The 19570-nt window shown below is 33.5% G+C and carries 25 protein-coding genes; 10 read left to right on the top strand and 15 right to left on the bottom strand.

The window, feature by feature from the left end; translation table 11 throughout:
• The first annotated feature begins 6 nt into the window (after nt 1–6).
• Both CHB80_RS23730 and CHB80_RS23725 read left to right on the top strand, forming a co-directional pair.
• Complete coding sequence (locus CHB80_RS23730; RefSeq protein WP_089374016.1) at nt 7–486, top strand: hypothetical protein; 480 nt, start codon at nt 7–9, stop codon at nt 484–486.
• A gap of 16 nt (nt 487–502) precedes the next feature.
• The gene (locus tag CHB80_RS23725) at nt 503–1378 is read left to right on the top strand and encodes a sterol desaturase family protein (protein ID WP_371874985.1); all 876 of its coding nucleotides are present in this window, start codon (nt 503–505) and stop codon (nt 1376–1378) included.
• Between the two features lie 7 nt (nt 1379–1385).
• On the opposite strand, the gene CHB80_RS23720 is transcribed toward CHB80_RS23725, so the two are convergent.
• The 6 genes from CHB80_RS23720 to CHB80_RS23695 all read right to left on the bottom strand — a co-directional run bounded on the left by CHB80_RS23720 (nt 1386) and on the right by CHB80_RS23695 (nt 6001).
• The gene (locus CHB80_RS23720; protein WP_089374014.1) at nt 1386–2018 is read right to left on the bottom strand and encodes a Crp/Fnr family transcriptional regulator; all 633 of its coding nucleotides are present in this window, start codon (nt 2016–2018) and stop codon (nt 1386–1388) included.
• Between the two features lie 5 nt (nt 2019–2023).
• Complete coding sequence (locus CHB80_RS23715; protein ID WP_089374013.1) at nt 2024–2605, bottom strand: methyltransferase domain-containing protein; 582 nt, start codon at nt 2603–2605, stop codon at nt 2024–2026.
• A 17-nt stretch (nt 2606–2622) separates the two neighbouring features.
• Nucleotides 2623–2991 (bottom strand): rhodanese-like domain-containing protein, encoded by a 369-nt coding sequence (locus CHB80_RS23710; RefSeq protein WP_179218262.1) that lies wholly within the window; start codon nt 2989–2991, stop codon nt 2623–2625.
• Between the two features lie 2 nt (nt 2992–2993).
• On the bottom strand, nt 2994–4412 hold the full coding sequence (locus CHB80_RS23705; protein WP_089374012.1) for an MBL fold metallo-hydrolase: 1419 nt from the start codon (nt 4410–4412) through the stop codon (nt 2994–2996).
• A gap of 82 nt (nt 4413–4494) precedes the next feature.
• A complete protein-coding gene (locus CHB80_RS23700; protein WP_089374011.1) occupies nt 4495–5295 on the bottom strand; it encodes a sulfite exporter TauE/SafE family protein in 801 nt (266 codons plus the stop codon).
• Between the two features lie 73 nt (nt 5296–5368).
• Nucleotides 5369–6001 carry a Crp/Fnr family transcriptional regulator gene (locus tag CHB80_RS23695; RefSeq protein ID WP_089374010.1) on the bottom strand — a complete coding sequence of 211 codons (633 nt, stop codon included), beginning with the start codon at nt 5999–6001 and terminating at the stop codon, nt 5369–5371.
• A 215-nt stretch (nt 6002–6216) separates the two neighbouring features.
• Between CHB80_RS23695 and CHB80_RS23690 the strand changes: the two genes are divergently transcribed.
• Together CHB80_RS23690 and CHB80_RS23685 are read left to right on the top strand one after the other, a co-directional pair.
• Nucleotides 6217–6447 (top strand): YgjV family protein, encoded by a 231-nt coding sequence (locus tag CHB80_RS23690; RefSeq protein ID WP_089374009.1) that lies wholly within the window; start codon nt 6217–6219, stop codon nt 6445–6447.
• A gap of 378 nt (nt 6448–6825) precedes the next feature.
• Nucleotides 6826–7050, top strand: coding sequence for a hypothetical protein (locus CHB80_RS23685; protein ID WP_089374008.1), 225 nt, complete (start codon nt 6826–6828; stop codon nt 7048–7050).
• Between the two features lie 51 nt (nt 7051–7101).
• Here the strand turns inward: CHB80_RS23685 and meaB are convergent, their stop codons facing one another.
• On the bottom strand, nt 7102–8166 hold the full coding sequence (gene meaB, locus CHB80_RS23680) for a methylmalonyl Co-A mutase-associated GTPase MeaB (protein ID WP_089374007.1): 1065 nt from the start codon (nt 8164–8166) through the stop codon (nt 7102–7104).
• Nucleotides 8167–8370: 204 nt separating this feature from the next.
• Between meaB and CHB80_RS23675 the strand changes: the two genes are divergently transcribed.
• From CHB80_RS23675 to CHB80_RS23665, 3 genes are all read left to right on the top strand, one after another.
• Nucleotides 8371–8919 (top strand): RNA polymerase sigma factor, encoded by a 549-nt coding sequence (locus CHB80_RS23675; protein ID WP_089374006.1) that lies wholly within the window; start codon nt 8371–8373, stop codon nt 8917–8919.
• Nucleotides 8903–9502, top strand: coding sequence for a hypothetical protein (locus tag CHB80_RS23670; protein ID WP_089374005.1), 600 nt, complete (start codon nt 8903–8905; stop codon nt 9500–9502). Before CHB80_RS23675 ends, CHB80_RS23670 begins: the two co-directional genes overlap by 17 nt.
• A 145-nt stretch (nt 9503–9647) precedes the next feature.
• Entirely contained in the window at nt 9648–11369 is a 1722-nt protein-coding gene (locus CHB80_RS23665; protein ID WP_143337243.1) for a DUF4097 domain-containing protein, read from the top strand.
• Here the strand turns inward: CHB80_RS23665 and CHB80_RS23660 are convergent, their stop codons facing one another.
• Complete coding sequence (locus CHB80_RS23660; protein WP_089374003.1) at nt 11370–11924, bottom strand: hypothetical protein; 555 nt, start codon at nt 11922–11924, stop codon at nt 11370–11372.
• 83 nt (nt 11925–12007) lie between these two features.
• On the opposite strand from CHB80_RS23660, the gene CHB80_RS23655 reads away from it, so the two are divergent.
• Nucleotides 12008–12679, top strand: a complete 672-nt coding sequence (locus CHB80_RS23655; RefSeq protein ID WP_089374002.1) for a peptidoglycan DD-metalloendopeptidase family protein — start codon at nt 12008–12010, stop codon at nt 12677–12679.
• A 271-nt stretch (nt 12680–12950) separates the two neighbouring features.
• On the opposite strand, the gene CHB80_RS23650 is transcribed toward CHB80_RS23655, so the two are convergent.
• Nucleotides 12951–13313, bottom strand: a complete 363-nt coding sequence (locus CHB80_RS23650; protein WP_218823103.1) for a winged helix-turn-helix transcriptional regulator — start codon at nt 13311–13313, stop codon at nt 12951–12953.
• Between the two features lie 89 nt (nt 13314–13402).
• Between CHB80_RS23650 and CHB80_RS23645 the strand changes: the two genes are divergently transcribed.
• Both CHB80_RS23645 and CHB80_RS23640 read left to right on the top strand, forming a co-directional pair.
• Nucleotides 13403–14176: a DUF1330 domain-containing protein gene (locus CHB80_RS23645; protein ID WP_089374001.1), complete on the top strand. Its 774-nt coding sequence runs from the start codon at nt 13403–13405 to the stop codon at nt 14174–14176.
• 8 nt (nt 14177–14184) lie between these two features.
• Nucleotides 14185–14943, top strand: a complete 759-nt coding sequence (locus CHB80_RS23640; RefSeq protein WP_089374000.1) for an SDR family oxidoreductase — start codon at nt 14185–14187, stop codon at nt 14941–14943.
• A 156-nt stretch (nt 14944–15099) separates the two neighbouring features.
• On the opposite strand, the gene CHB80_RS23635 is transcribed toward CHB80_RS23640, so the two are convergent.
• The 6 genes from CHB80_RS23635 to CHB80_RS23610 all read right to left on the bottom strand — a co-directional run bounded on the left by CHB80_RS23635 (nt 15100) and on the right by CHB80_RS23610 (nt 19569).
• Nucleotides 15100–15660, bottom strand: coding sequence for a hypothetical protein (locus CHB80_RS23635; protein WP_089373999.1), 561 nt, complete (start codon nt 15658–15660; stop codon nt 15100–15102).
• A 224-nt stretch (nt 15661–15884) separates the two neighbouring features.
• Nucleotides 15885–16679 (bottom strand): cation transporter, encoded by a 795-nt coding sequence (locus tag CHB80_RS23630; RefSeq protein ID WP_089373998.1) that lies wholly within the window; start codon nt 16677–16679, stop codon nt 15885–15887.
• A gap of 11 nt (nt 16680–16690) precedes the next feature.
• The gene (locus tag CHB80_RS23625) at nt 16691–17059 is read right to left on the bottom strand and encodes a DUF3703 domain-containing protein (protein ID WP_089373997.1); all 369 of its coding nucleotides are present in this window, start codon (nt 17057–17059) and stop codon (nt 16691–16693) included.
• Nucleotides 17060–17119: 60 nt separating this feature from the next.
• Nucleotides 17120–17530, bottom strand: a complete 411-nt coding sequence (locus CHB80_RS23620) for a Fur family transcriptional regulator (RefSeq protein ID WP_089373996.1) — start codon at nt 17528–17530, stop codon at nt 17120–17122.
• A gap of 256 nt (nt 17531–17786) precedes the next feature.
• The gene (locus CHB80_RS23615; RefSeq protein ID WP_089373995.1) at nt 17787–18554 is read right to left on the bottom strand and encodes a YwqG family protein; all 768 of its coding nucleotides are present in this window, start codon (nt 18552–18554) and stop codon (nt 17787–17789) included.
• A gap of 196 nt (nt 18555–18750) precedes the next feature.
• Complete coding sequence (locus CHB80_RS23610; protein ID WP_089373994.1) at nt 18751–19569, bottom strand: Cof-type HAD-IIB family hydrolase; 819 nt, start codon at nt 19567–19569, stop codon at nt 18751–18753.
• Between the last annotated feature and the right edge of the window lies 1 nt (nt 19570).

The following is a 19570-nucleotide window of genomic DNA, read 5'->3' as shown; positions in this document are numbered from 1 at the left end:
AAATAAATGCTTAAGAAGATGAAAATGATGATATTCTTATTTGCAGCGTTCATTGGAGCTTGTGATCAAGATAATACAAACGTTGCTTTAAGCCCAGATGTTGAAGCTAAAGCATCCATTGTAAGTGTGGTCACCTCAGGAAATGAAAATGAATATACATTTCAAGTAGGTGTATTGAGCCCAGATACAGGATGCGAACAATATGCAGATTGGTGGGAGGTTATCTCTGAAGATGGAGAATTACTTTACAGAAGAATATTAGCCCATAGTCATGTTAATGAGCAACCTTTTGTAAGATCTGGTGGAGGCGTAGCTATAACAGCAGCTACAGTAGTGATTGTACGAGTGCATATGAATTCGAGTGGTTATGGAATGATTGGGTACAAAGGCTCCATATCTCAAGGATTTGAAGAGTTTGAAATTGCTGAAGGTTTTGCAAGTGAATTAGAAACCCAAACACCATTACCAGATGGCTGTGCATTTTAATTAAGAACGAAGTATCATGAAGTATATAGACGCATTTGTCAATGCCTTTTTAGGAACTATAGATTGGACCTGGAAATCTATACTATTTGAAGTGCCTTGGTATACCAATTATTTTTATGGACTTATCTTAATTTCTATCGTTATATGGGGATTAGAAATCATATTTCCCTGGCGAAAAGAACAAGCTGTTTTTAGAAAAGATTTCTGGTTGGATGGGTTTTATATGTTCTTTAATTTTTTCGTTTTCTCAATAGTTATTAGCGGATTTTATAAAGTGTTAGAAGTGCTATTTAGTGAAGTTTCTATTACCGCTAAGAGTCTTGCTTTGATAGATCCGTCTAGTTGGCCTATGTGGCTTCAATTAGTGGTGTTTTTTATTGTGCTAGACTTTGTGCAATGGTTTACACATACATTGCTACATAGAGTTCCTTTATTTTGGAGATTTCATAAAGTACATCACAGTGTTAAAGAAATGGGGTTTGCCGCGCATTTAAGATATCACTGGATGGAGAATGTACTTTACAAGCCTCTGAAGACTTTTGGGATTATGATTTTAGGAGGTTTTGAACCTGATCAGGCATATATCGTTCATTTTATTGCGATTATTATTGGGCATTTTAACCATTCTAATATTAAAATTACTTGGGGCCCTTTAAAATATATTATTAATAATCCCGTGATGCATTTATATCATCATGCTTATGAATTGCCAGAAGGGAAGTATGGCGTTAATTTTGGGATTAGCTTAAGTATTTGGGATTATATATTTAAAACAAATTATATTCCTGAAGATAGTGGGAAAATTGTATTAGGTTTTGAAGGTGATGAGCATTTTCCAAAAGATTTTATAGGGCAGAATACATATGGATTTGGAACCAAAGAAACAAAGTGATACGTGTTTATAACACTTCAATAGTTCCTTGTTTTAAGATAATCTCTCCCTCATTTTCTAGCTTTTTGAGTAACCTAGAAATCACTTCTCTAGAAGATCCTAGATCATAAGCAATATGTTGATGCGTAGTATGTAGTATCTTACTTCCTTTGAGCGTAGCTTCTTTTTTTAAATATTCTAATAAACGAATGTCTTTATTGGAAAAAGTTAGAATCTTAATAACGTTAAGGAGTTCTTCAAACTTCACATTAAAAAGCTCATATACAAACTCATTCCATTTAGGATATTTCCTTGCAATTTCTAGGGCTTTATCTGCTGGGATAACAACAATTTCAGAATCTTCTTCAATAACGGCTTTTACTTTACTAGCTCCATTGCGTAATAGGGTTGTAACAGACATGATACAGCTTTCACCTGGCTTGATATAATACAATAATACTTCGTTTCCGTTTTCTTCTTCCTTAAATACTTTTGCAAGTCCTTGAAGCATTAACGGAATCACTTTTACATACTCGCCTTGTTTTAAAATAACAGTTCCAGCTTTGAGTGTAATCACTTTACTTATAGCAATAAGATCTTGCCTAAGTGCTGGCATGGTTGCCAGTTTTGGGAAATATTGATGTAAGGCTTCTGCTATCAAGGATGTTATTTTTTATGCATGTTTATAAATAACTCTCTTCCCGCTCTACTTTCTACAGAGTTTGTAGCGGTTTCCATCACTTTAATATCAAAGTAGGGTTTGAATAACTCTTTGTATTCTTTCTTATTCCCTCCAAAAGGAGGATGATTTTCATACAACGGAACACCAAATAACAACCCAACTATTTTCCCATTAGGAACTAATATAGCATGCATCTTTTTTACATATGCTGGTCTTAGCGTAGGGGATAAAGCACAAAAAAAGGTTTGCTCTATCACAAGATCAAAGGTCATGTCTAATGAAAAGAAATCAGCTTGAATAAGATGCTCTTTGGGAAAGCTTGGAATTCGTCTTTGAATATTTTGTAGCGGCGAAGTAGCTATATCTATTACGTATACATTTTTAAACCCGCTGTTAAATAAATATTCTGCTTCGTGAGAATTACCTCCTCCTGGAATTATTATTTTAAGATCTTTATTTTCTAATTGGTCAATATACTCTTTAATAGGAGTAGATATGTTTCCTAAATCCCAACGAGCGGTATTTTCTTGATATCTATTTTCCCAATAATCGCCATTAAATTCCATAGAAGCTATTGTCAGTTTTATTGTCTATTCCATGCACTCCAACCTCCCTTAAAGTCGTAAATATTTGTAAAACCTAATGCAGTCATAATTTTACTAGCTCGACGACTACGTACTCCAGCATGACAGTAAATATAAATAGGTTTTGTTTTGTCCAGTTTCTGGATTTCTTTTTTGAACGTTTCTTGATCAGCAATATTAATGTTTATTGCATCATCAATATGTCCTTGATTATATTCTTTTTCAGATCGTACGTCTACCAGTTGCACATCTTTTCCAATAACCGTTGTTTTCAAGGTTTGAATATCTATGATCTGAATGTCTTTGTGTTCTTGTGCATTACAAGAAATACATAGCATAAAGAGCGCAATAAGCAATATGTTTTTCATGACTATTTTTCTTTTAAAGTAGTAGGACATACATACGAAGTTACAGGAATTTGAGCATCTTTGATCGCCTTAAAACCACCTGCAATATCTATGAGATTATGAATTCCTCTACTTTTTAATATAGAAGCAGCAATCATACTACGGTATCCTCCAGCACAATGTATATAAAAGTTAGTGTCATTGGGGAATGTAGTAAGATAATCGTTTAGAAAACTTAAAGGCGTGTGATGTGCATTTTCTATATGTTCTGAAATATATTCTCCTTGTTTACGCACGTCAACTATTGGAATTTCTTTTTCTTCAAGAATGTTTTTAAAATGAGTAGCTGTTATAGAAGTTACAGTATCATACTCCATACTTGCTTTCTTCCACGCTTCAAACCCACCTTTTAAATACCCTATGGTGTGATCAAACCCTACCCGAGATAATCTGGTAATTGTTTCTTCTTCTCTACCTTCTGGAGTAATTAATAGAATGGGTTGTGTGACATCGCCTATCAAAGCACCTACCCAAGGTGCAAACCCACCATCTATTCCTATAAAAATAGAACGAGGAATATGCCCAGAAGCAAAATCTTTTTGATGGCGTACATCTAGTATGACAGCCCCTGTTTCGTTAGCAGCGGTTTCAAACTCTTTAGGTGAGAGCGCATGCGATCCTCTTTTGATAACCGTATCTATATCTTCATACCCTTCCTTATTCATTTTGACATTGAGCGGAAAATATTGTGGCGGCGGTGTAAGTCCATCAGTCACTTCTTTAACAAATTCTTCCTTTGTCATATCGGCTCTTAATGCATAATTATTTTGTTTTTGACCTCCTATAGTTCCCACCGTTTCTTTACTTAAGTTTTTTCCACAAGCAGAGCCCGCTCCATGTGCTGGGTATACGATTACATCATCAGCAAGCGGCATAATTTTGGTGCGTAAACTGTCATACAAAGTTTCAGCAAGCTGTTCCTGTGTCATGGAGGCTGCTTTTTGCGCGAGATCAGGACGCCCTACATCTCCTAAAAATAAGGTGTCCCCACTAAAAATTGCATGATCTTTTCCTGAAGCATCTCTAAGAAGGTATGTTGTACTTTCCATGGTATGTCCCGGAGTATGAAGTGCTACTATGGTAAGCTCTCCAAGTTGAAATTCTTGGCCATCTGTAGCCACAATTGCATCAAAAGATGGATTTGCATTAGGGCCATAAATAATAGGCGCTCCTGTTTGTTTTGAAAGTGTGACATGTCCACTTACAAAATCGGCATGGAAATGTGTTTCAAAAATATATTTGATCGTTGCATTTGCCTGATGTGCTTTTTCAATATAAGGTTGTATTTCACGTAAAGGGTCTATAATAGCTACCTCCCCATTACTTTCAATATAATAGGCTCCTTGTGCTAAGCACCCTGTGTAGATTTGCTCAATTTTCATAATACATGTGTTTGTGAGTACGCTTTCGCGAAAGCTAAATTAACCATCTCCCTTCTAGAAAGCAGTAACATTAGTTACAGAACTATTTTGTAAACTCCTTAATGATGATATAGATTCCCATAATGAGTACAAACCATCCAAATCCTTTTTTGAGTTTCTTACCATCTATAAAGTTAGTAAACCACATTCCAATAAAAATACCCAGTATAGAAAGGCTTGTGAACTTTAGTAAAAATGTCCAATCTATAGCTAGATTTTCGATATCGCCAATAAAACCAATTAATGATTTTATTGCGATGATTAACAGCGACGTAGCTACTGCTTTTTTCATGGGAAGTTTTGCCAATAATACCAATGCAGGAATAATTAAGAAACCTCCTCCAGCTCCTACAATACCTGTAAGTGCCCCTACTATAATACCTTCTAGAAAAATAATTGGGTAATTGTAACGAACTATAGTCTCTTTGGGTAATTCTTTACGTTTTGAGAAGATCATTGATACAGATGCAAATAGCATAATGATCGCAAAAAAGATCATAATCCCAATATCTTTAGTAATTACATAATCTCCAATAGAGAATAATCGCTCAGGAATATTTGGAACTACAAATTTCCTAGTTGCATATACTGCGAGTAGTGCAGGAATAGCAAACACAATAGCTGTTCTAAAATCAACGAGTCCTTTTCGAATATTATGGATAGCCCCCACAAGTGCAGATACTCCTACTACAAATAGTGAATATGCAGTAGCTGTTACAGGATTAAGATATAGAAGATATACTAATATAGGAACAGTAAGTATAGAACCACCACCACCTATAAGACCTAAGATAATACCTATGCACAAGGCACCAACGTAACCAAGAATTTGGGTAATATCCATTATAGTTTAGTAGGAGTAGTTTATTGTAAATGTACTAATAGTTTTCATAATCAAATCTCAGGCCTCTATAATATTATAATGACTTTATGTAAATACTGTTTCTATGTAATTCTATTTTTCCTTGATTTTCTAAATTCTTTAAAAGACGAGAAATAACAACCCGTGATGTATGGAGTTCATAAGCAATTTCTTGATGTGTGCTATGAATTGTATCACTATCATTCACTTTTGATTTGTCTTTGAGATATTTTAGTAAACGCTCGTCCATTTTTAGAAAAGCAATACTATCAATGGTTTCCAGCATTTCCATAAGACGCGTGTGATAACTCTCAAAAACATAGTTTCTCCAACTCTTATAGGTTGCTGTCCAAGTTTCCATTTTTTCTATAGGAACCATGATAAGTTTGGTATCTGTTTCTGCAATAGCACGAATCTCACTTTTTGTTTCTCCAAGACAGCAGCTTAATGTCATTGCGCAAGTATCCCCTTTTTCTAAGAAGTATAGTAATAATTCATCTCCATCGGAGTCGTCTCTTAAAATCTTAATGGCACCACTTATTAATAAAGGCATAGATTTTACATATTGCCCTATTTCTATCATCTTAAAACCTTCAGGTATTTCCTTGAATGTGCCTACTCTGCAGATTTCTTCAAGAAGTGATTCTTCAAAAAGATGTCCGTAACTATTTTTTAGTTCTTGAATCATCTTGTGAATTTACAGATTTTATATCCCATACCTTTCTTCTTAAAATTAATCAAGTGTATTTAAAGCAAAAATAAAATGATCTACATATTTGTACAGTAACAATAGTTACATAGTGTACTTAAAATTCATAAAGAAAAATAAGAAAACTAATATTCAAAGAGTAGTATAATATCATAGAAGGATGCTTAATTTTGTAGATTCTAAAATATGTAATCATGGAATTTAACTCAGTAGAAGTTGTAGGGTATTTAGCTAGTTTATTTGTGTTACTATCCTTTTTTAGAAAAGATATAAGACAACTTCGAATTGTAAATTCTATCGGATGTGCGTTTTTTGTTGCGTATGGAATCTTACTCACAAGCATCCCAATTATCATTACGAACGTGGCTATTTTAGTCGTAAATGGCTATTATCTATTTGTAAAGAAAACAGTAGAAAAAGAGTAATCTCGTATTTTGAATACGTATTAAATAAATAAGGCTTATTCCATTTTTTGTTTATAGTATAAGGCAATTACTACTATAAATTAGGTGCTCTTATTAAACAAAATGATTAAATAATAAGCTGTAATTGTCAAAAAATCTTTCTTTTACTGGCGAATGTTAAAATAAAATAACTATTTATAGTTTAAAATAAGATATTTCAAAATTAATATAAATTATTGATTATCAGTATTTTAACATGTATTTGATTTAATTTGATTTGGTTTCCTATATAAGGATTATGTTAACATAAACATAATCAATAGATCTTTTTTGTCTAATAAACTTTGTTTATTTACATTTACAAACTTTCAAACAACTATTGAATAAACAAACATAACTATGGATATTTTAACTGAAGCGGAGGCTTTTGAAAATTCCAAAATGAGTCATATGTCGACAAGTGATCGTGTGGTAGCTTCAAGAGAAGCAAAACGACTCATTTTAGCAATTAATGAAATTTATAAGGAAACAAAAGAACCGGAGCTGATGGATATGATGAAGAGGCTTACAGAAAAAAAACGTAAGATAGAAAAGCGTCTTAAAGGACGTCCAGATACTGCTTAAACATATAATGGCTCGCAATTGCGAGCCATTTATTTTTTATAACGGTTATACTTAATGATCATTCTTTCTTAATGCTAGTAATTCTCGGGCTGCAATAAATGGTGATATAGTGTTTTTAGACAATTGCTCTAATAGTATAGGTAACCGTTCTTTTACAACTGGGTCTCTATAGAAATTTTCTTTTAAACTATTTTCGATGGTTTGTAATAACCAATAGGTATTTTGCTCATGTCGTTTTGAGATAAAATATCCATTTTCTTGCGTAAGTGTTTTATAAGAAAGGATATCTTTCCAAATCTCTGAAATTCCTTTATGTTCTAATGCACTACAGGTACTTACTTTAGGAGTCCAACTACTGTCTTTTGGTGGATATAAGTGTAACGCTTTCGCGAAAGCAGTTTTAGCTAGCCTCGCAGGTCTTTCATTTTTGCCATCGGCTTTATTAATCACAATGGTATCTGCCATTTCTATAATACCTCTTTTGATTCCTTGTAACTCATCACCGGCTCCGGCAAGTTTTAAAAGTAAAAAGAAATCAACCATGGAGTGTACGACTGTTTCACTTTGTCCAACTCCAACAGTCTCTATAATAATGGTGTCAAAACCTGCGGCCTCACATAATATAATAGCTTCTCTTGTTTTACGAGCAACACCACCCAAAGAATCTCCAGATGCAGAAGGCCTTATAAAAGCATTTTTATCTTGCGAGAGTTCTGACATTCGGGTTTTATCACCTAGAATACTTCCATGAGATAAAGAACTAGAAGGATCTACTGCAAGTACAGCAACTTTCTTTCCTATACCCGTAAGATAACTCCCAAAAGACTCTATAAAAGTACTTTTTCCTACACCCGGCACGCCCGTAATTCCTATACGAATAGAAGCATTAGCGTGGGCTAGACATTTCTCTATCAGTAATTGTGCTTGCTCTTGATGTTTTAGAACAGTACTCTCTACTAAAGTGATTCCTTTAGATAAGGCTGTATGATTACCAGCAATAATATCATTAGCAAGAATAGTGATATCAAGAGGCTGTTTTTTTTGCAGCTTACTCCCTTTAGTAAAAGCAGGATTAATGCCTTTAATAGTCTTTTTATGTTCTTTATTAGAATCCAAAAATTATTTTTTTGTTTTTACTTTTTTAATGGAAACTCCTGTAAATACAGTAAATTTAGTATAAAGTAAAGGTAGTACATTTGAAAAGATGAAACTTTTTTTATTTTTTTTGCAACATCATAAAATTCGTTTCGTCTTTAGATCGAATAGCAAATAAAAAGCACCACATTTTAAAAGGTGTATACACTAACCAAAAACAACATTTTGCTTACAACTGATATTATAGAACAATGTAAACGCAACGACCGAAAAGCACAGTTGCAACTGTACAATAAATACTGTGATGGTATGTACCACGTGGCTTTCCGATTTTTGAAAAATACATTTGAAGCAGAAGAAGCTATGCATGAAGGATTTATAAATGCTTTTGCAAAATTACATCAGTTTACAGGTGATGTTACTTTTGGAGCCTGGTTAAAACGTATCGTGATTAATAAAAGTCTCGATATGATTAAGGCAAAGAAAGCTACCATTATCCCACTTAATGAAGAAGTGATAGGCAAAGTAGACGAAGATACCGAAGACTGGGATGTAGGAGATGAAGTCACGGTAGAGCACGTCAAGAAAACAATCGCTGAGTTACCCGAAAAATATCGTTATCCGCTTATGCTATTCCTTATTGAAGGATACGATCATCAGGAAATCTCAGAAATTTTAAATATAACAGAAGTAGCTTCTCGTACCATGGTGCACCGCGGTAAGAAAAAGTTACAAGCACAATTAAAAAAAGAAAGCTATGGCACAGGATCTTAGAAAAATGCTAAAGCAAGCAGAAGATACAGACGTAACGCAATTAAGAGAAGGACATCAATCTCGTTTTGAAGACCGACTCGCAAAAGCATTACCTCAACAAGAAGAAACTGGCGGTTCTAAAAAAGGAGTTTTCTTTTTTATGAAGATAGCAGCAATGCTTATCCTAGCAGCAGGTATTGTATGGAGTATTTCTAAATACGCTTCCGCGAAAGCGATTACAGAAGCTCCCGTAGCTTCAACAGACGTAGAAGTAAAAGAAGAGAAAACAATCCAATTAAGTCAGATTTCTCCTGACTTTAAAAAAGTAGAAGACTATTACCTAGCTAGTATCAATCTAGAATTAACGCGACTAGAAATCAATGATGAGAATAAAGAGCTTATCGATTCTTTCTTAAAGCAGTTAAATGTGCTAGATGAAGAATATCAACGATTAAATAAAGAGATTTCAGAAAGCGGAATCAGTGAAGAGATGGTAAATGCCATGATAGATAACTTAAAGTTACGTGTAGAACTACTATCAAAACTGAAACGAAAATTAGCCGAATTAAAAGCATCACAACAAGATGCGATCCAAACGATCTAAAAAATATTAATACAATGAAATGAGTATAAACAAAATTAATTCTTTGTTTATCAATCGAAATAATTAAATTTTTTATGCGAAAGCGTAGCGGTTGATTTTAGCAGAAAATTTTTAATAAACTCATTCAATAAAAATTTTTAATAAAATGAAAACAACAAAAATATATTGGTTCCTATTAGCTGTCTGTATGATGCTATCTGGAAATGTGCTAGCACAAGCCAAAAAACAAAAATTAAAAGAACGTTTTGACACCAATAAAGATGTCGAAATAGAAGTAGACACTCGCTATGCAGATGTGATTTTTGAAACATGGAACAAGAATGAAGTTTCTGTAGAAGCCTATGTACAAGGAGAAGATGCAGATAGAGCGATACGTGATTGGGATTTATCTGTAAGTGGTGATAGCGATCGTATTCGTGTAAGTAGTTCTAGTGGATATAGAGGAAATGACACGGTTATCCATCTAGAAGACTTAGAAGATATGAACATCAATCTTAATCTGGAAGAAATCATAGGCAGCACTATGAATATCGTAGAACCAGTATTAGAAAATGTTGTAGGTCCTGTATTAGAAGGTCTTACTGGAACACCATTACCACCAGAATTTTATGAAGAATTAGGAAAAACAAAATTTGACCATGAAGCATATCGTAAAGAGGGTAGAGCATACCTTAAGCGTTATGAAAAAGAAATGGAGAAAAGCTTTGGACCTGAGTTTGATAAAGCCATGGAAAAGTGGGAGAAAGAAAATGATTTCTCTGGGGATAACTTTTTAGGAGGAGCCTTGAGTAGTCTTAAAGATATTCCAAGATGGCCTTTTAGCGATGATGGAAATATGAACTTCAATGACAATGAATATCGTAAAGACAAGCAAGCATATGTAGATAAACTAAATAGAAAGTACGATACGAATGTAAAAGTACGTCAGGTAGATGCTTGGTTAGAAGATATGGAAAAGTGGGGTGATGAGTTTGAAATAGACATGGAGAAGTGGGGAGAAGACTTTGAACTTAAAATGGTAGATTTTGAAAAAGCAATGGAAGAATGGGGAGAAAACTTTGGAGAATCTATTGGAAAAGCTTTTGAAGATTGGGGAGAAGACTTCGGAAAAGATATGGAGAAATGGGGAGAAGAATTTGGTCGTAAAATAGAGAAGTGGGCAGAAGAACACGAAGCTGAATGGGAAGAGCGTCATAGTGAAGATGAGCATGGAAATAAAAGCTCTAGCTACCACTTTAACTATGATACAGATGATAAACCTAGTAGTAACGTAAAACGTACGATCATTATTAAAATGCCTAAAAAGGCAGAGTTAGATCTTAATGTACGATACGGGAAAGTAAAAATGGCTGCGGTATATAACCCAAAAGCTATGATATCACATGGCAGTCTTGCTGCTACAAACATTGATGGAGGAGATACCTCCATCAATGTTTCTTACAGCCCAGTTACAATAGGTGCTTGGAATGGTGGTTCACTAGAAACAAGTCATGTAAAAGAATGTACTATTGCAAATGCAAGAGATATAGCACTTACTTCAAATTCAAGTAATGTGGTTATTAATACACTGTCAGGAGCAGGGTTGCTTACAGGTTCTTTTGGTCAATTGTCAATTTCTAATGTAGTAGATGATTTTGGTTCATTATCTATTATTCTTGAAAATAGCGATCTTGTTTTGAATCTTCCTAATAGTGCATTTAATTTTAATTATAGTGGAGAATTAAATGAGTTTTTAGTACCAAGACAATTAGAAACACAGACCATAAAAAACAATAAAATTTCTATGGTAAATGGATTTCATAAATCTCGCAATACTTCTAATGTGATTACAATTACAGCAAAGTATAGTGATGTTGTATTAAAATAATTATCGGCCTACCCAATTTATTAGAAACACCTCAATAACAGTAATCCCTAACACAGCAACTATAGCCAAACTATACCCTAGCCAAGTTCCTTTTTTAGTTCTAGAAACTTTCTGGATACCTACTATCTTTTTTACAGCCTCGATGAGCTGTTTTTTGTTGTAATATAGAATGTAACAACACATTAAGAAATACAAAATAGCACTAAGCATTGCACCCGCTGAAATTTCAAAAAAGAAGTCTACTACAATAATGTTTAAGAGTATTGGAATTAGAATTCCTACTCCTATCATTTTTGTTTTATTAAAAAGCAATAGGCCACCACCTACTATTTGCGAGAGCCCTATAAACCATATATACCCTTCGGAATATCCAAAAAAGGTCCACGCTAAATCAAAACTTCCCACCTCAGCAATAGGAGTTGTAGCAATTTCTTCAGGAATTTGTCCAGCGCGATGAAATTGACCTCCTACTATTTTTCCAATACCATATGCCCAAATTTTTGCCCAAACATAGATACGACACATGAGTTCTAAAATCCAAAGATGTTGTTTCATAAGAGTCTTTTCTACTAAGACTACTTTTTTATGAATCTCGTTACAGGAGAATCCCTATTTTTGAATTTAAAATTCATTTTGCTATGACGTTACAAGAGTTGTCTTCTTCTTTTATACCTATAATTAATCCTGATTTTAAGCCATCTGATTATACACCTTTAGATTTATCAAGTGTTAATAAAGCATTAGATGTAGACGTTCTAAAAGATCCGGAAAGGCATCACTTACAATTGCAAGAGTTTTTAAAAGAAAAACAAGCAAAAGTGGCGTATGGTGGTTATTTAGAACAACGTAAGTTATATGATCGTTCTGACTATTTTCAAGCGGCACATCCAGATGATACCCGTAATATTCATTTAGGAATTGATTTATGGTGTGACGCAGGAACAAGTGTAATAGCTCCATTAGATGGAAAGATTCATAGCTTTCAAGAGAATACCAATTTTGGAGATTATGGCCCTACCATTATACTTAGTCATGAAGTAGAAGGTTTTGTTTTCCATACACTTTATGGACATTTAAGTAAGAGCTCCTTAGAAAATTTAGAAACAGGCAAAGAAATAAAAGCAGGGGAACAAATCGCTACCTTAGGACGTCCTTTTGAAAATGGAGATTATGCACCTCATTTACATTTTCAACTAGTAATAGATATGCAAGGAAACCAAGGCGACTACCCAGGTGTGTGTTCTAAAAACTCACTACCTTTTTATAAAGAGAATTGTCCCGATCCTAATATACTGTTGAACATTTACTAAATCAAACAACTGGGTTACGGGGTGGTTGTTTAGAATAAAGCGTAATTTTTGGTACGCTTTATTATAAACTTTCCGTTCTTCATATGATAATCTTTTCGGAACGTTTTATTTTAAACTTTCCGTTTTATGACGTAAAATATGTTGGAATTTTACAAAGAGAATTGTCCCGATCCTAATATACTGTTGAACATTTACTAAATCAAACAACTGGGTTACGGAGTGGTTGTTTATAATAAAGCGTAATTAGTTATTAACGTTGTTCTCTGCTAGCTTAGAATGATACACTAGTTTCCTTTCTTACTTTAGCTCCCCAATTACACAGTTTTTTTAATACAGGTACCAATTCTTTTCCTGCTTCTGTTAAATGATATTCTACACGAGGTGGAACGGTTTTAAAGTCTTCTCTAATAATCAAACCTTCTTTTTCCAAATCTTTTAAACGTTGAGTTAGCATCTTTTCTGAAATCCCTGGGATATTTCGTTTGATTTGTCCATATCGATTAATGCCTTTGGAAAGATTCCAAATGACGTTTACTTTCCATCTACCGTTTAACAACTCAACGGCATAGGTAAGCCCACAAGACATTTCTAGGATTTTCTGATTTTCTGCATTGGTAGAGTTCTCTTTCCTCATAACTACGAACTAAATTGTATGTACCGTAAAAATAGTATGGTACAAACATAGTAAATAAGTTTGCGGTATTAATAATAAAAATTGAAAAAATGAACTTTAAAAAAATTAGTGTATTACTGTTTTTAGTAGTATTGTCAGCAGGTTTATATGCACAGAAAGAAGATTGTGCAAAAACTTGTGCGCACGCCAACAAATCGATAAAAGTTACTTTTAAGAGTAACAAGGTTTATGAATTTGCTTATGCCACAGTGAACCCAGAAAAAGCAGAAATTTTGGGTGAATACATTCAAAAAGTAATTCCTGTTGCCGCAAAATATGGTGGAAAACCATTCACTTCATTCTCGGTTGTAAAATCGGAAAGCGAAAAATTTCAGGTAAATACGGTAGCCATTTTTGAATGGGATAGTCCACAATCTCGGTTAAATCTTTTGGCGGATAAAGACTACCAAAAAATCACACATCTTAGAGATGCTGCAATTCAAGATGAAATGCAATTTGGATGGTTTATGGTAAAAGAAGATTCACCTATTGAGTTTAAATCGGACAAAATCTATGAAATTAGCACAGCAAATCTTGTAAAAGACGGTGGGGAAATTTTGCAGAAATACAATCAAATTGCAGAGCCTATTAAGCGCAGTTATGGTGGTGATTATCCAGAATTTAAAATTGTTTTTCAGAGTTTAGAAGACAGTAAAGGTCAAGCTACATTTAGTCCACAAATGCAGTTTATTGTTGAGTGGCGAAGTTTAGAGGATAAAGACAAATTGTTTGCAAACGAAGACTTTAAAACCAAAGCCGTTCCCGTTCTTATGAAAGCCATCGACACATTTGATCCTGTGTTTACAAAAATTAATATTCAATAAGTTCAAACATGAGATTAGAAAACAAAGTAGCCGTAATTACAGGCGGAAACAGTGGAATAGGCTTAGGTATAGCCCAAGAATTTAAGAAAGAAGGTGCAAAAGGTGCAATTGTAGGTAGAAATCCTATCAAAATGGAAAAAGCGCTAGACATTTTGGGCGATGATTTTATTGGAATTAAGGCAGATGTTACCAATAAAGTAGCGTTAGAAAACATTTTTGAAACAACTGCTGAAAAGTTTGGGAAATTAGATGTTCTTGTTGTAAATGCAGGTGGTGCAATTGGCGAAGGTTCGTTAAGTACCATTCAAGAAGCCAACGAATTGGACTACGATAGAATGATGGATTTAAACTTAAGAAGTGTGTTTTTTACTGTACAAAATGCACTTCCGTATTTAAAAGATGGGGCTTCTGTAATATTGGTTGCCTCAATTGCCATTCATAAAGGAATGCCTGGATTAACAGTCTATTCTGCTGCAAAAGCTGGTGTTCGTTCTTTTGCTCGAACTTTTTCTAAAGATTTACTGGATAGAAAAATAAGGGTAAATGTATTGAGTCCAGGAACCGTTGATACGCCATTGTTTGAAAACCTTGGGATTCCCGAAGAACAATCGGTTCATGCAAAACAATCGTTTACTGAATTAATTCCAATTGGAAGAATTGGTAAGCCTACTGATATGGGTAGGGTGGCAGTTTTCTTAGCTTCAGAGGATTCTACCTTTATTTTGGGCGAAGAAATTATTGCCGATGGCGGTGTGGTGAATTTGTAGGTGTTAAATTCAATAGGTACGTACTATTAAGAGTCGATATATTATTTATGTATCGGCTTTTTTAGCTTGCAGAGAACGTTTAGTATATTGGCAGTAGGGCAGATTCGAAACACTTCACTTTCAGTATATCACTAAGCCAAAATAAACGTTTTTATTTTATCCAAACAATTCAGGATTAATTCCTAACATTATTCCCCAAGCCGACATATTTACGCTTAAAACAAGAAATATGATTCCTAATAATTTCTTGCTAATCGGTATGGTCTCTCTAATTGATATTTCAATATTTTCAACAGGCAAAGGTGATTGAAAAACTTGTTTTGTCTTAAGCATAGATTTTTTGACAACTAAATCTTCTGCGTTTTCAATTTCAACTTTATAAAGACCAGGATGCGAAATGTTGAATTGAAGATATTCAACCCTTATTTTCCAGTTTTTACTAAATCGTGGTTTCATGAAATTTTCTTTAAGGTCAATTACCTTTTGATTGTCTTTGCGCTTAACCAAGACGCGAAAACTACCAGAATTGTCAACGAATCCTCCTCCTACAATGCTGAGAGTGAATAGTCCAGGTCTTATAATTTCGAATTCTTTTTTCAGGTAACTTAATGGGAAGCCAATAATTTCTTTGGCTTTAAATGATTTAAAAGTCCATTTAAGTCCAAAAAAGGTCATTGTCAATCCAATTAACCCTAAAACTATAAATAGTATCTGCATATTCTTTAATTACTGCCAACGGTTTCGGCTATGATTAGCATGGAAATTAAAAAGCGATTAATTTCCGATTTAGCACTTAGCCAAAACTTTTTATTTTGTTTTTACTTTTTCATTTTTAAAGCCAAATCAAAAGATTTGGCGGACTTTATAAAAATACACTAAACTTTAGATTAAGCACCAAAACCCGTATTAATTATAGCCATTGTTGTAAGTAGTGCTTTTTTTTACTTACTCAATTTCAGTATTCGAAACGCACCTTGAATTACCAATACAAAAACGATTGTTCCGATTATCAAATCAGGGTTACTTGAACTCAACCAATTAACCAAAAGTCCAGCAACTATAACACCCAAATTTATAATAACATCATTCGAGGTGAAAATCATACTCGCTTTCATATGTGCCTCTTCTTTGCTTTTTGATTTTTGTAATATGAAAAGACAAATTCCATTTGCTATAAGTGCAAAAATTGAAACAATAATCATTGTTGAAAAATCGGGAAGTTTTTCGTCTCCAAAAAATCTTCTTAAAACTTCTACAAATCCAATAATCGCAAGTATTATTTGAAGATAACCAGCAAGTTTTGCAATCCGTTTTTTCTTTATTACTGTTCCGCTAACCGCAAACAAACTAATTCCGTACACAAAACTGTCCGCAAGCATATCTAAACTGTCGGCAACAAGTCCCATAGATTTTGATATAATTCCTGTTGTCATTTCGATTATGAAAAACGCAAAATTTATAATAAGTACAGACCAAAGTAGTTTTTTTTGGTTTTTATTTTCTTTAAATTCAGTTTGGCCGGTTTGTTCAGTCGAGATTTTCTTTCCACCTAAATTCAGTTCGATAACTGACTTTTCGATTTGGTCACTTTTTCCACTGTGAAAAACGGTTAATTTTCGATTCGGAATATCAAAGTCCAAATTCACAATGCTTGAAATTTCGTCCAATTTCATTCGAATAAGGTTTTCCTCAGAAGGACAGTCCATTTTAGTTATTTCAAATATTGTTTTTTTCATAGTTGTTAGAATTAGACTCCAGCGTTTGTAAAAATATCTTCTAATTCCTTTTCTATTGGAAATGATTTTAGAGGAGGAACATTTGCTCCTCCTGGATTACCAATTGGAATTTTTCCAACATACGATTTAACTCCTCCAAAAATTAGTCTTGGAATCTGACCAAAGATTTCTTTTCCGCTTTTGATTTTAAATCCAAATTTTAGCATTTTCCAATGTACTAGCGTATGTGAGTACGGATATTTCTGTCCGATTATATGAGCGCGTTCCAAATGATTCCAAGCATTTATTAAATTTCCAGATATACTTTCAGTTCTGTATTTTTCTAATTCTGTGTTGAAATAAGGTTTTAATTTTTTTGGTATAGAAGTATAAAGTTTCATAATATCGTTTTAATGATATTACAAATGTAATTACCATATGGTGCAACTCGATTGCAAAGATTATTTGTTACAGTTGTTACATAATCCTTTAACAACCATATTAGCTTGTTGTATTTTGAAGTTTTCGGGAAGTTCGATATTTTGAAAAGGAACGTCAAAAAGGCAAAATGTTTTGTCGCAATTATTACAATAAAAATGGTAGTGTAAGTCTTTTGGGTCACAATTACAGCCTTTGACACAAACAGCATATTTTATCATACCAGAACCATCTTCTATACTATGTATAATTTTATTGTTCTCAAATGTTTTTAAAGTTCGAAAAATAGAACTTCTGTCTGTATAAACTAATGCGTTTTCGATGTCTTTTAGTGATTGTGCTTTTTCTTGACTTAAAAGGTGGCGTAAAACTACAGTTCGTACAGCTGTGTTTTTTACTTTTTTTATTTTTAGTATTTCATCAACGATTTGCATTTCCTTAAAATATAATTTTTAATTCAGATTATGATTTTTAGGCATTATTTACAACGGACTTTTGTATGAAACGTAGCGTGCAAAAAGACACTAACTTTTTGGAATAACACAGAGCCGAATTTTTATACTTTGTTTTTAATTTTTCTCTTTTTAAAAGCCAAATTAAAAATTTGGCGGACTTCCTAAATATACACAAGCATTTCGGTTAAGCACTTATTAGCTATGTTTTATACACCGTGTTGTGTACAGTAATTTTTTAACAACAATCCCAATAAAAGTAAGCTTTTGAAAAATCCTTTTTAATTAGATTCTCTTTATTTATAAAAATGTGCCCAAGTCCGCTATCCCCAAACATTATGTGGTCATCAACATCAATTTGTAAAACTTGAATATCATTTCTTTGTTCCGCATTATAATCTCTTGGATCTGATTGAGTGAATTCAGCATATCCACCAATTTTATGTCCCATAGAGTCAAAGTATTCTCCGAATTGTTTTTCTTGTTCTTCATTCAAGCTTTCTGTGAAATCCCAATAATCGGTTTCATCAAAGAGATAGTCAAACTGAGAGTCCTCAGAACCTCCTTTATCAATTCCTTTTTCAAAAGAAAGTTGGTGAAGTTTATATATTGGCATTTCTTCATAATCATTAATTGATAGAAATGAAAAGTCAGCTAATGTTTGTTTACTTAATTCTTCTTTTGAGTGGTAAATAATTTTAGAATCTTCATCATACCAGTCAGTTGATGAAAGAAAGAGTTGTAGAATTCCATTCTCAGGAAAATGTTCAAGTTTAGGGATTTGCTCAAAATTCAGTTGAGCAATCATTATCATAGGTTTTCCGCTTTTATCTTTCGGGTATTCTTTCTCTTTTGGGAAAAAAGGAAATCCTAAGAATTTACTATCAGTTAATTCTAAATTATCTTCAAGAAGCTTTTCCTTTCTGGGTTTTGCCTTTATTCGAACAAACTCTCGTTCGTATTTTTTTAAATCTGATTCAAATTTCTTTAAAAAGTCTGGAATCATTAATTTTTGTTTTTATTGTACACAACATTAGTATAAAACTAATTTACAATATTTTATGTGATAACCTGCTTTTTTATAACTGTGATCAAAAGGTTCTTGATGTGAAAATCATAACCACATAATAGCAGTTATCGAAAGGTTTTAAATACGTAAAGATTGTGATAAAAAACAGTCTATATTCTATACGTGAAGCGATCTATATTCTTTTATCTGATAAGAGAAACGCCTCAATAGCTTTAGCGACCGCTTCTTCTTTGTTAGTAAATGCACTGGTGTGATTTGCAATCGCTTTGAGTTTATCGGTCGCATTAGCTACAGCAACCCCAAAACCAGCATGTTTGAGTAATTCTTCATCATTATGATTATCTCCAAACGCAATGACGTTGTCCATCTCAAAATCAAAGCTATGATCTAATAAGATTCGAAGTGCTTTTGCTTTGTCTATATATTTTGGAGTGATTTCCAAATAGGTGTCTTTAGAGCGATATAAGTGTACTTGCTTATTGTGACGATCTGCGAGATACGAAACAATACTATCTATTTCAGATGCATCTCCCATGCACATCAATTTATGGGGCGCTCGTTGGTTTGTTTTTAAAAAAGCATGACTCTCAAATCCTTCTTGGTAAATAGGAGTAACTCTGGTGTTATTTATTTCGCGTAAGCTCCAGAAATCTTCCTGATCTGTAAACCAATCATCATCAGCATAAATACTTAAGTTGTAGGTGTGCTTTTTATGATGTGTAAGAAGATCCTCTAGGACTCCTAAAGGCATGGTGTTACTTTCTATACAAATACCATTTTTGCCTAAAATAAGACCTCCATTATAGGCAATCAAAGGAGCATTTTGAATATCTAAACCTTTTTGTAGGTAATGCATGGCACTCGGCATACGGGAGGAAGCTAATATGGTAGGTAGGTTTGCTTTCGCGAAAGCGGACACCGTCAGATCACTCAAATACCGATCTGCATTAAGTAACGTACCGTCTATATCTGTGCAAATGAGGTGATACATT

The organism is Dokdonia pacifica (genome assembly GCF_900188275.1).
Lineage (GTDB): Bacteria > Bacteroidota > Bacteroidia > Flavobacteriales > Flavobacteriaceae > Dokdonia > Dokdonia pacifica.
Note: the sequence above shows the minus strand (reverse complement) of the source record. Positions and strands in the feature narration are given on the sequence as shown.

Excerpts from the sequence above, each read along its gene's own strand:
- CHB80_RS23730 (WP_089374016.1), top strand. The coding sequence starts at position 7 with ATGCTTAAGAAGATGAAAATGATGATATTCTTATTTGCAGCGTTCATT.
- CHB80_RS23725 (WP_371874985.1), top strand. The coding sequence starts at position 503 with ATGAAGTATATAGACGCATTTGTCAATGCCTTTTTAGGAACTATAGAT.
- CHB80_RS23715 (WP_089374013.1), bottom strand. The coding sequence starts at position 2,605 with ATGGAATTTAATGGCGATTATTGGGAAAATAGATATCAAGAAAATACC.
- CHB80_RS23710 (WP_179218262.1), bottom strand. The coding sequence starts at position 2,991 with ATGAAAAACATATTGCTTATTGCGCTCTTTATGCTATGTATTTCTTGT.
- CHB80_RS23705 (WP_089374012.1), bottom strand. The coding sequence starts at position 4,412 with ATGAAAATTGAGCAAATCTACACAGGGTGCTTAGCACAAGGAGCCTAT.
- CHB80_RS23700 (WP_089374011.1), bottom strand. The coding sequence starts at position 5,295 with ATGGATATTACCCAAATTCTTGGTTACGTTGGTGCCTTGTGCATAGGT.
- CHB80_RS23695 (WP_089374010.1), bottom strand. The coding sequence starts at position 6,001 with ATGATTCAAGAACTAAAAAATAGTTACGGACATCTTTTTGAAGAATCA.
- CHB80_RS23690 (WP_089374009.1), top strand. The coding sequence starts at position 6,217 with ATGGAATTTAACTCAGTAGAAGTTGTAGGGTATTTAGCTAGTTTATTT.
- CHB80_RS23685 (WP_089374008.1), top strand. The coding sequence starts at position 6,826 with ATGGATATTTTAACTGAAGCGGAGGCTTTTGAAAATTCCAAAATGAGT.
- CHB80_RS23670 (WP_089374005.1), top strand. The coding sequence starts at position 8,903 with ATGGCACAGGATCTTAGAAAAATGCTAAAGCAAGCAGAAGATACAGAC.
- CHB80_RS23665 (WP_143337243.1), top strand. The coding sequence starts at position 9,648 with ATGAAAACAACAAAAATATATTGGTTCCTATTAGCTGTCTGTATGATG.
- CHB80_RS23660 (WP_089374003.1), bottom strand. The coding sequence starts at position 11,924 with ATGAAACAACATCTTTGGATTTTAGAACTCATGTGTCGTATCTATGTT.
- CHB80_RS23655 (WP_089374002.1), top strand. The coding sequence starts at position 12,008 with ATGACGTTACAAGAGTTGTCTTCTTCTTTTATACCTATAATTAATCCT.
- CHB80_RS23650 (WP_218823103.1), bottom strand. The coding sequence starts at position 13,313 with ATGAGGAAAGAGAACTCTACCAATGCAGAAAATCAGAAAATCCTAGAA.
- CHB80_RS23645 (WP_089374001.1), top strand. The coding sequence starts at position 13,403 with ATGAACTTTAAAAAAATTAGTGTATTACTGTTTTTAGTAGTATTGTCA.
- CHB80_RS23640 (WP_089374000.1), top strand. The coding sequence starts at position 14,185 with ATGAGATTAGAAAACAAAGTAGCCGTAATTACAGGCGGAAACAGTGGA.
- CHB80_RS23635 (WP_089373999.1), bottom strand. The coding sequence starts at position 15,660 with ATGCAGATACTATTTATAGTTTTAGGGTTAATTGGATTGACAATGACC.
- CHB80_RS23630 (WP_089373998.1), bottom strand. The coding sequence starts at position 16,679 with ATGAAAAAAACAATATTTGAAATAACTAAAATGGACTGTCCTTCTGAG.
- CHB80_RS23625 (WP_089373997.1), bottom strand. The coding sequence starts at position 17,059 with ATGAAACTTTATACTTCTATACCAAAAAAATTAAAACCTTATTTCAAC.
- CHB80_RS23620 (WP_089373996.1), bottom strand. The coding sequence starts at position 17,530 with ATGCAAATCGTTGATGAAATACTAAAAATAAAAAAAGTAAAAAACACA.
- CHB80_RS23615 (WP_089373995.1), bottom strand. The coding sequence starts at position 18,554 with ATGATTCCAGACTTTTTAAAGAAATTTGAATCAGATTTAAAAAAATAC.
- CHB80_RS23610 (WP_089373994.1), bottom strand. The coding sequence starts at position 19,569 with ATGTATCACCTCATTTGCACAGATATAGACGGTACGTTACTTAATGCA.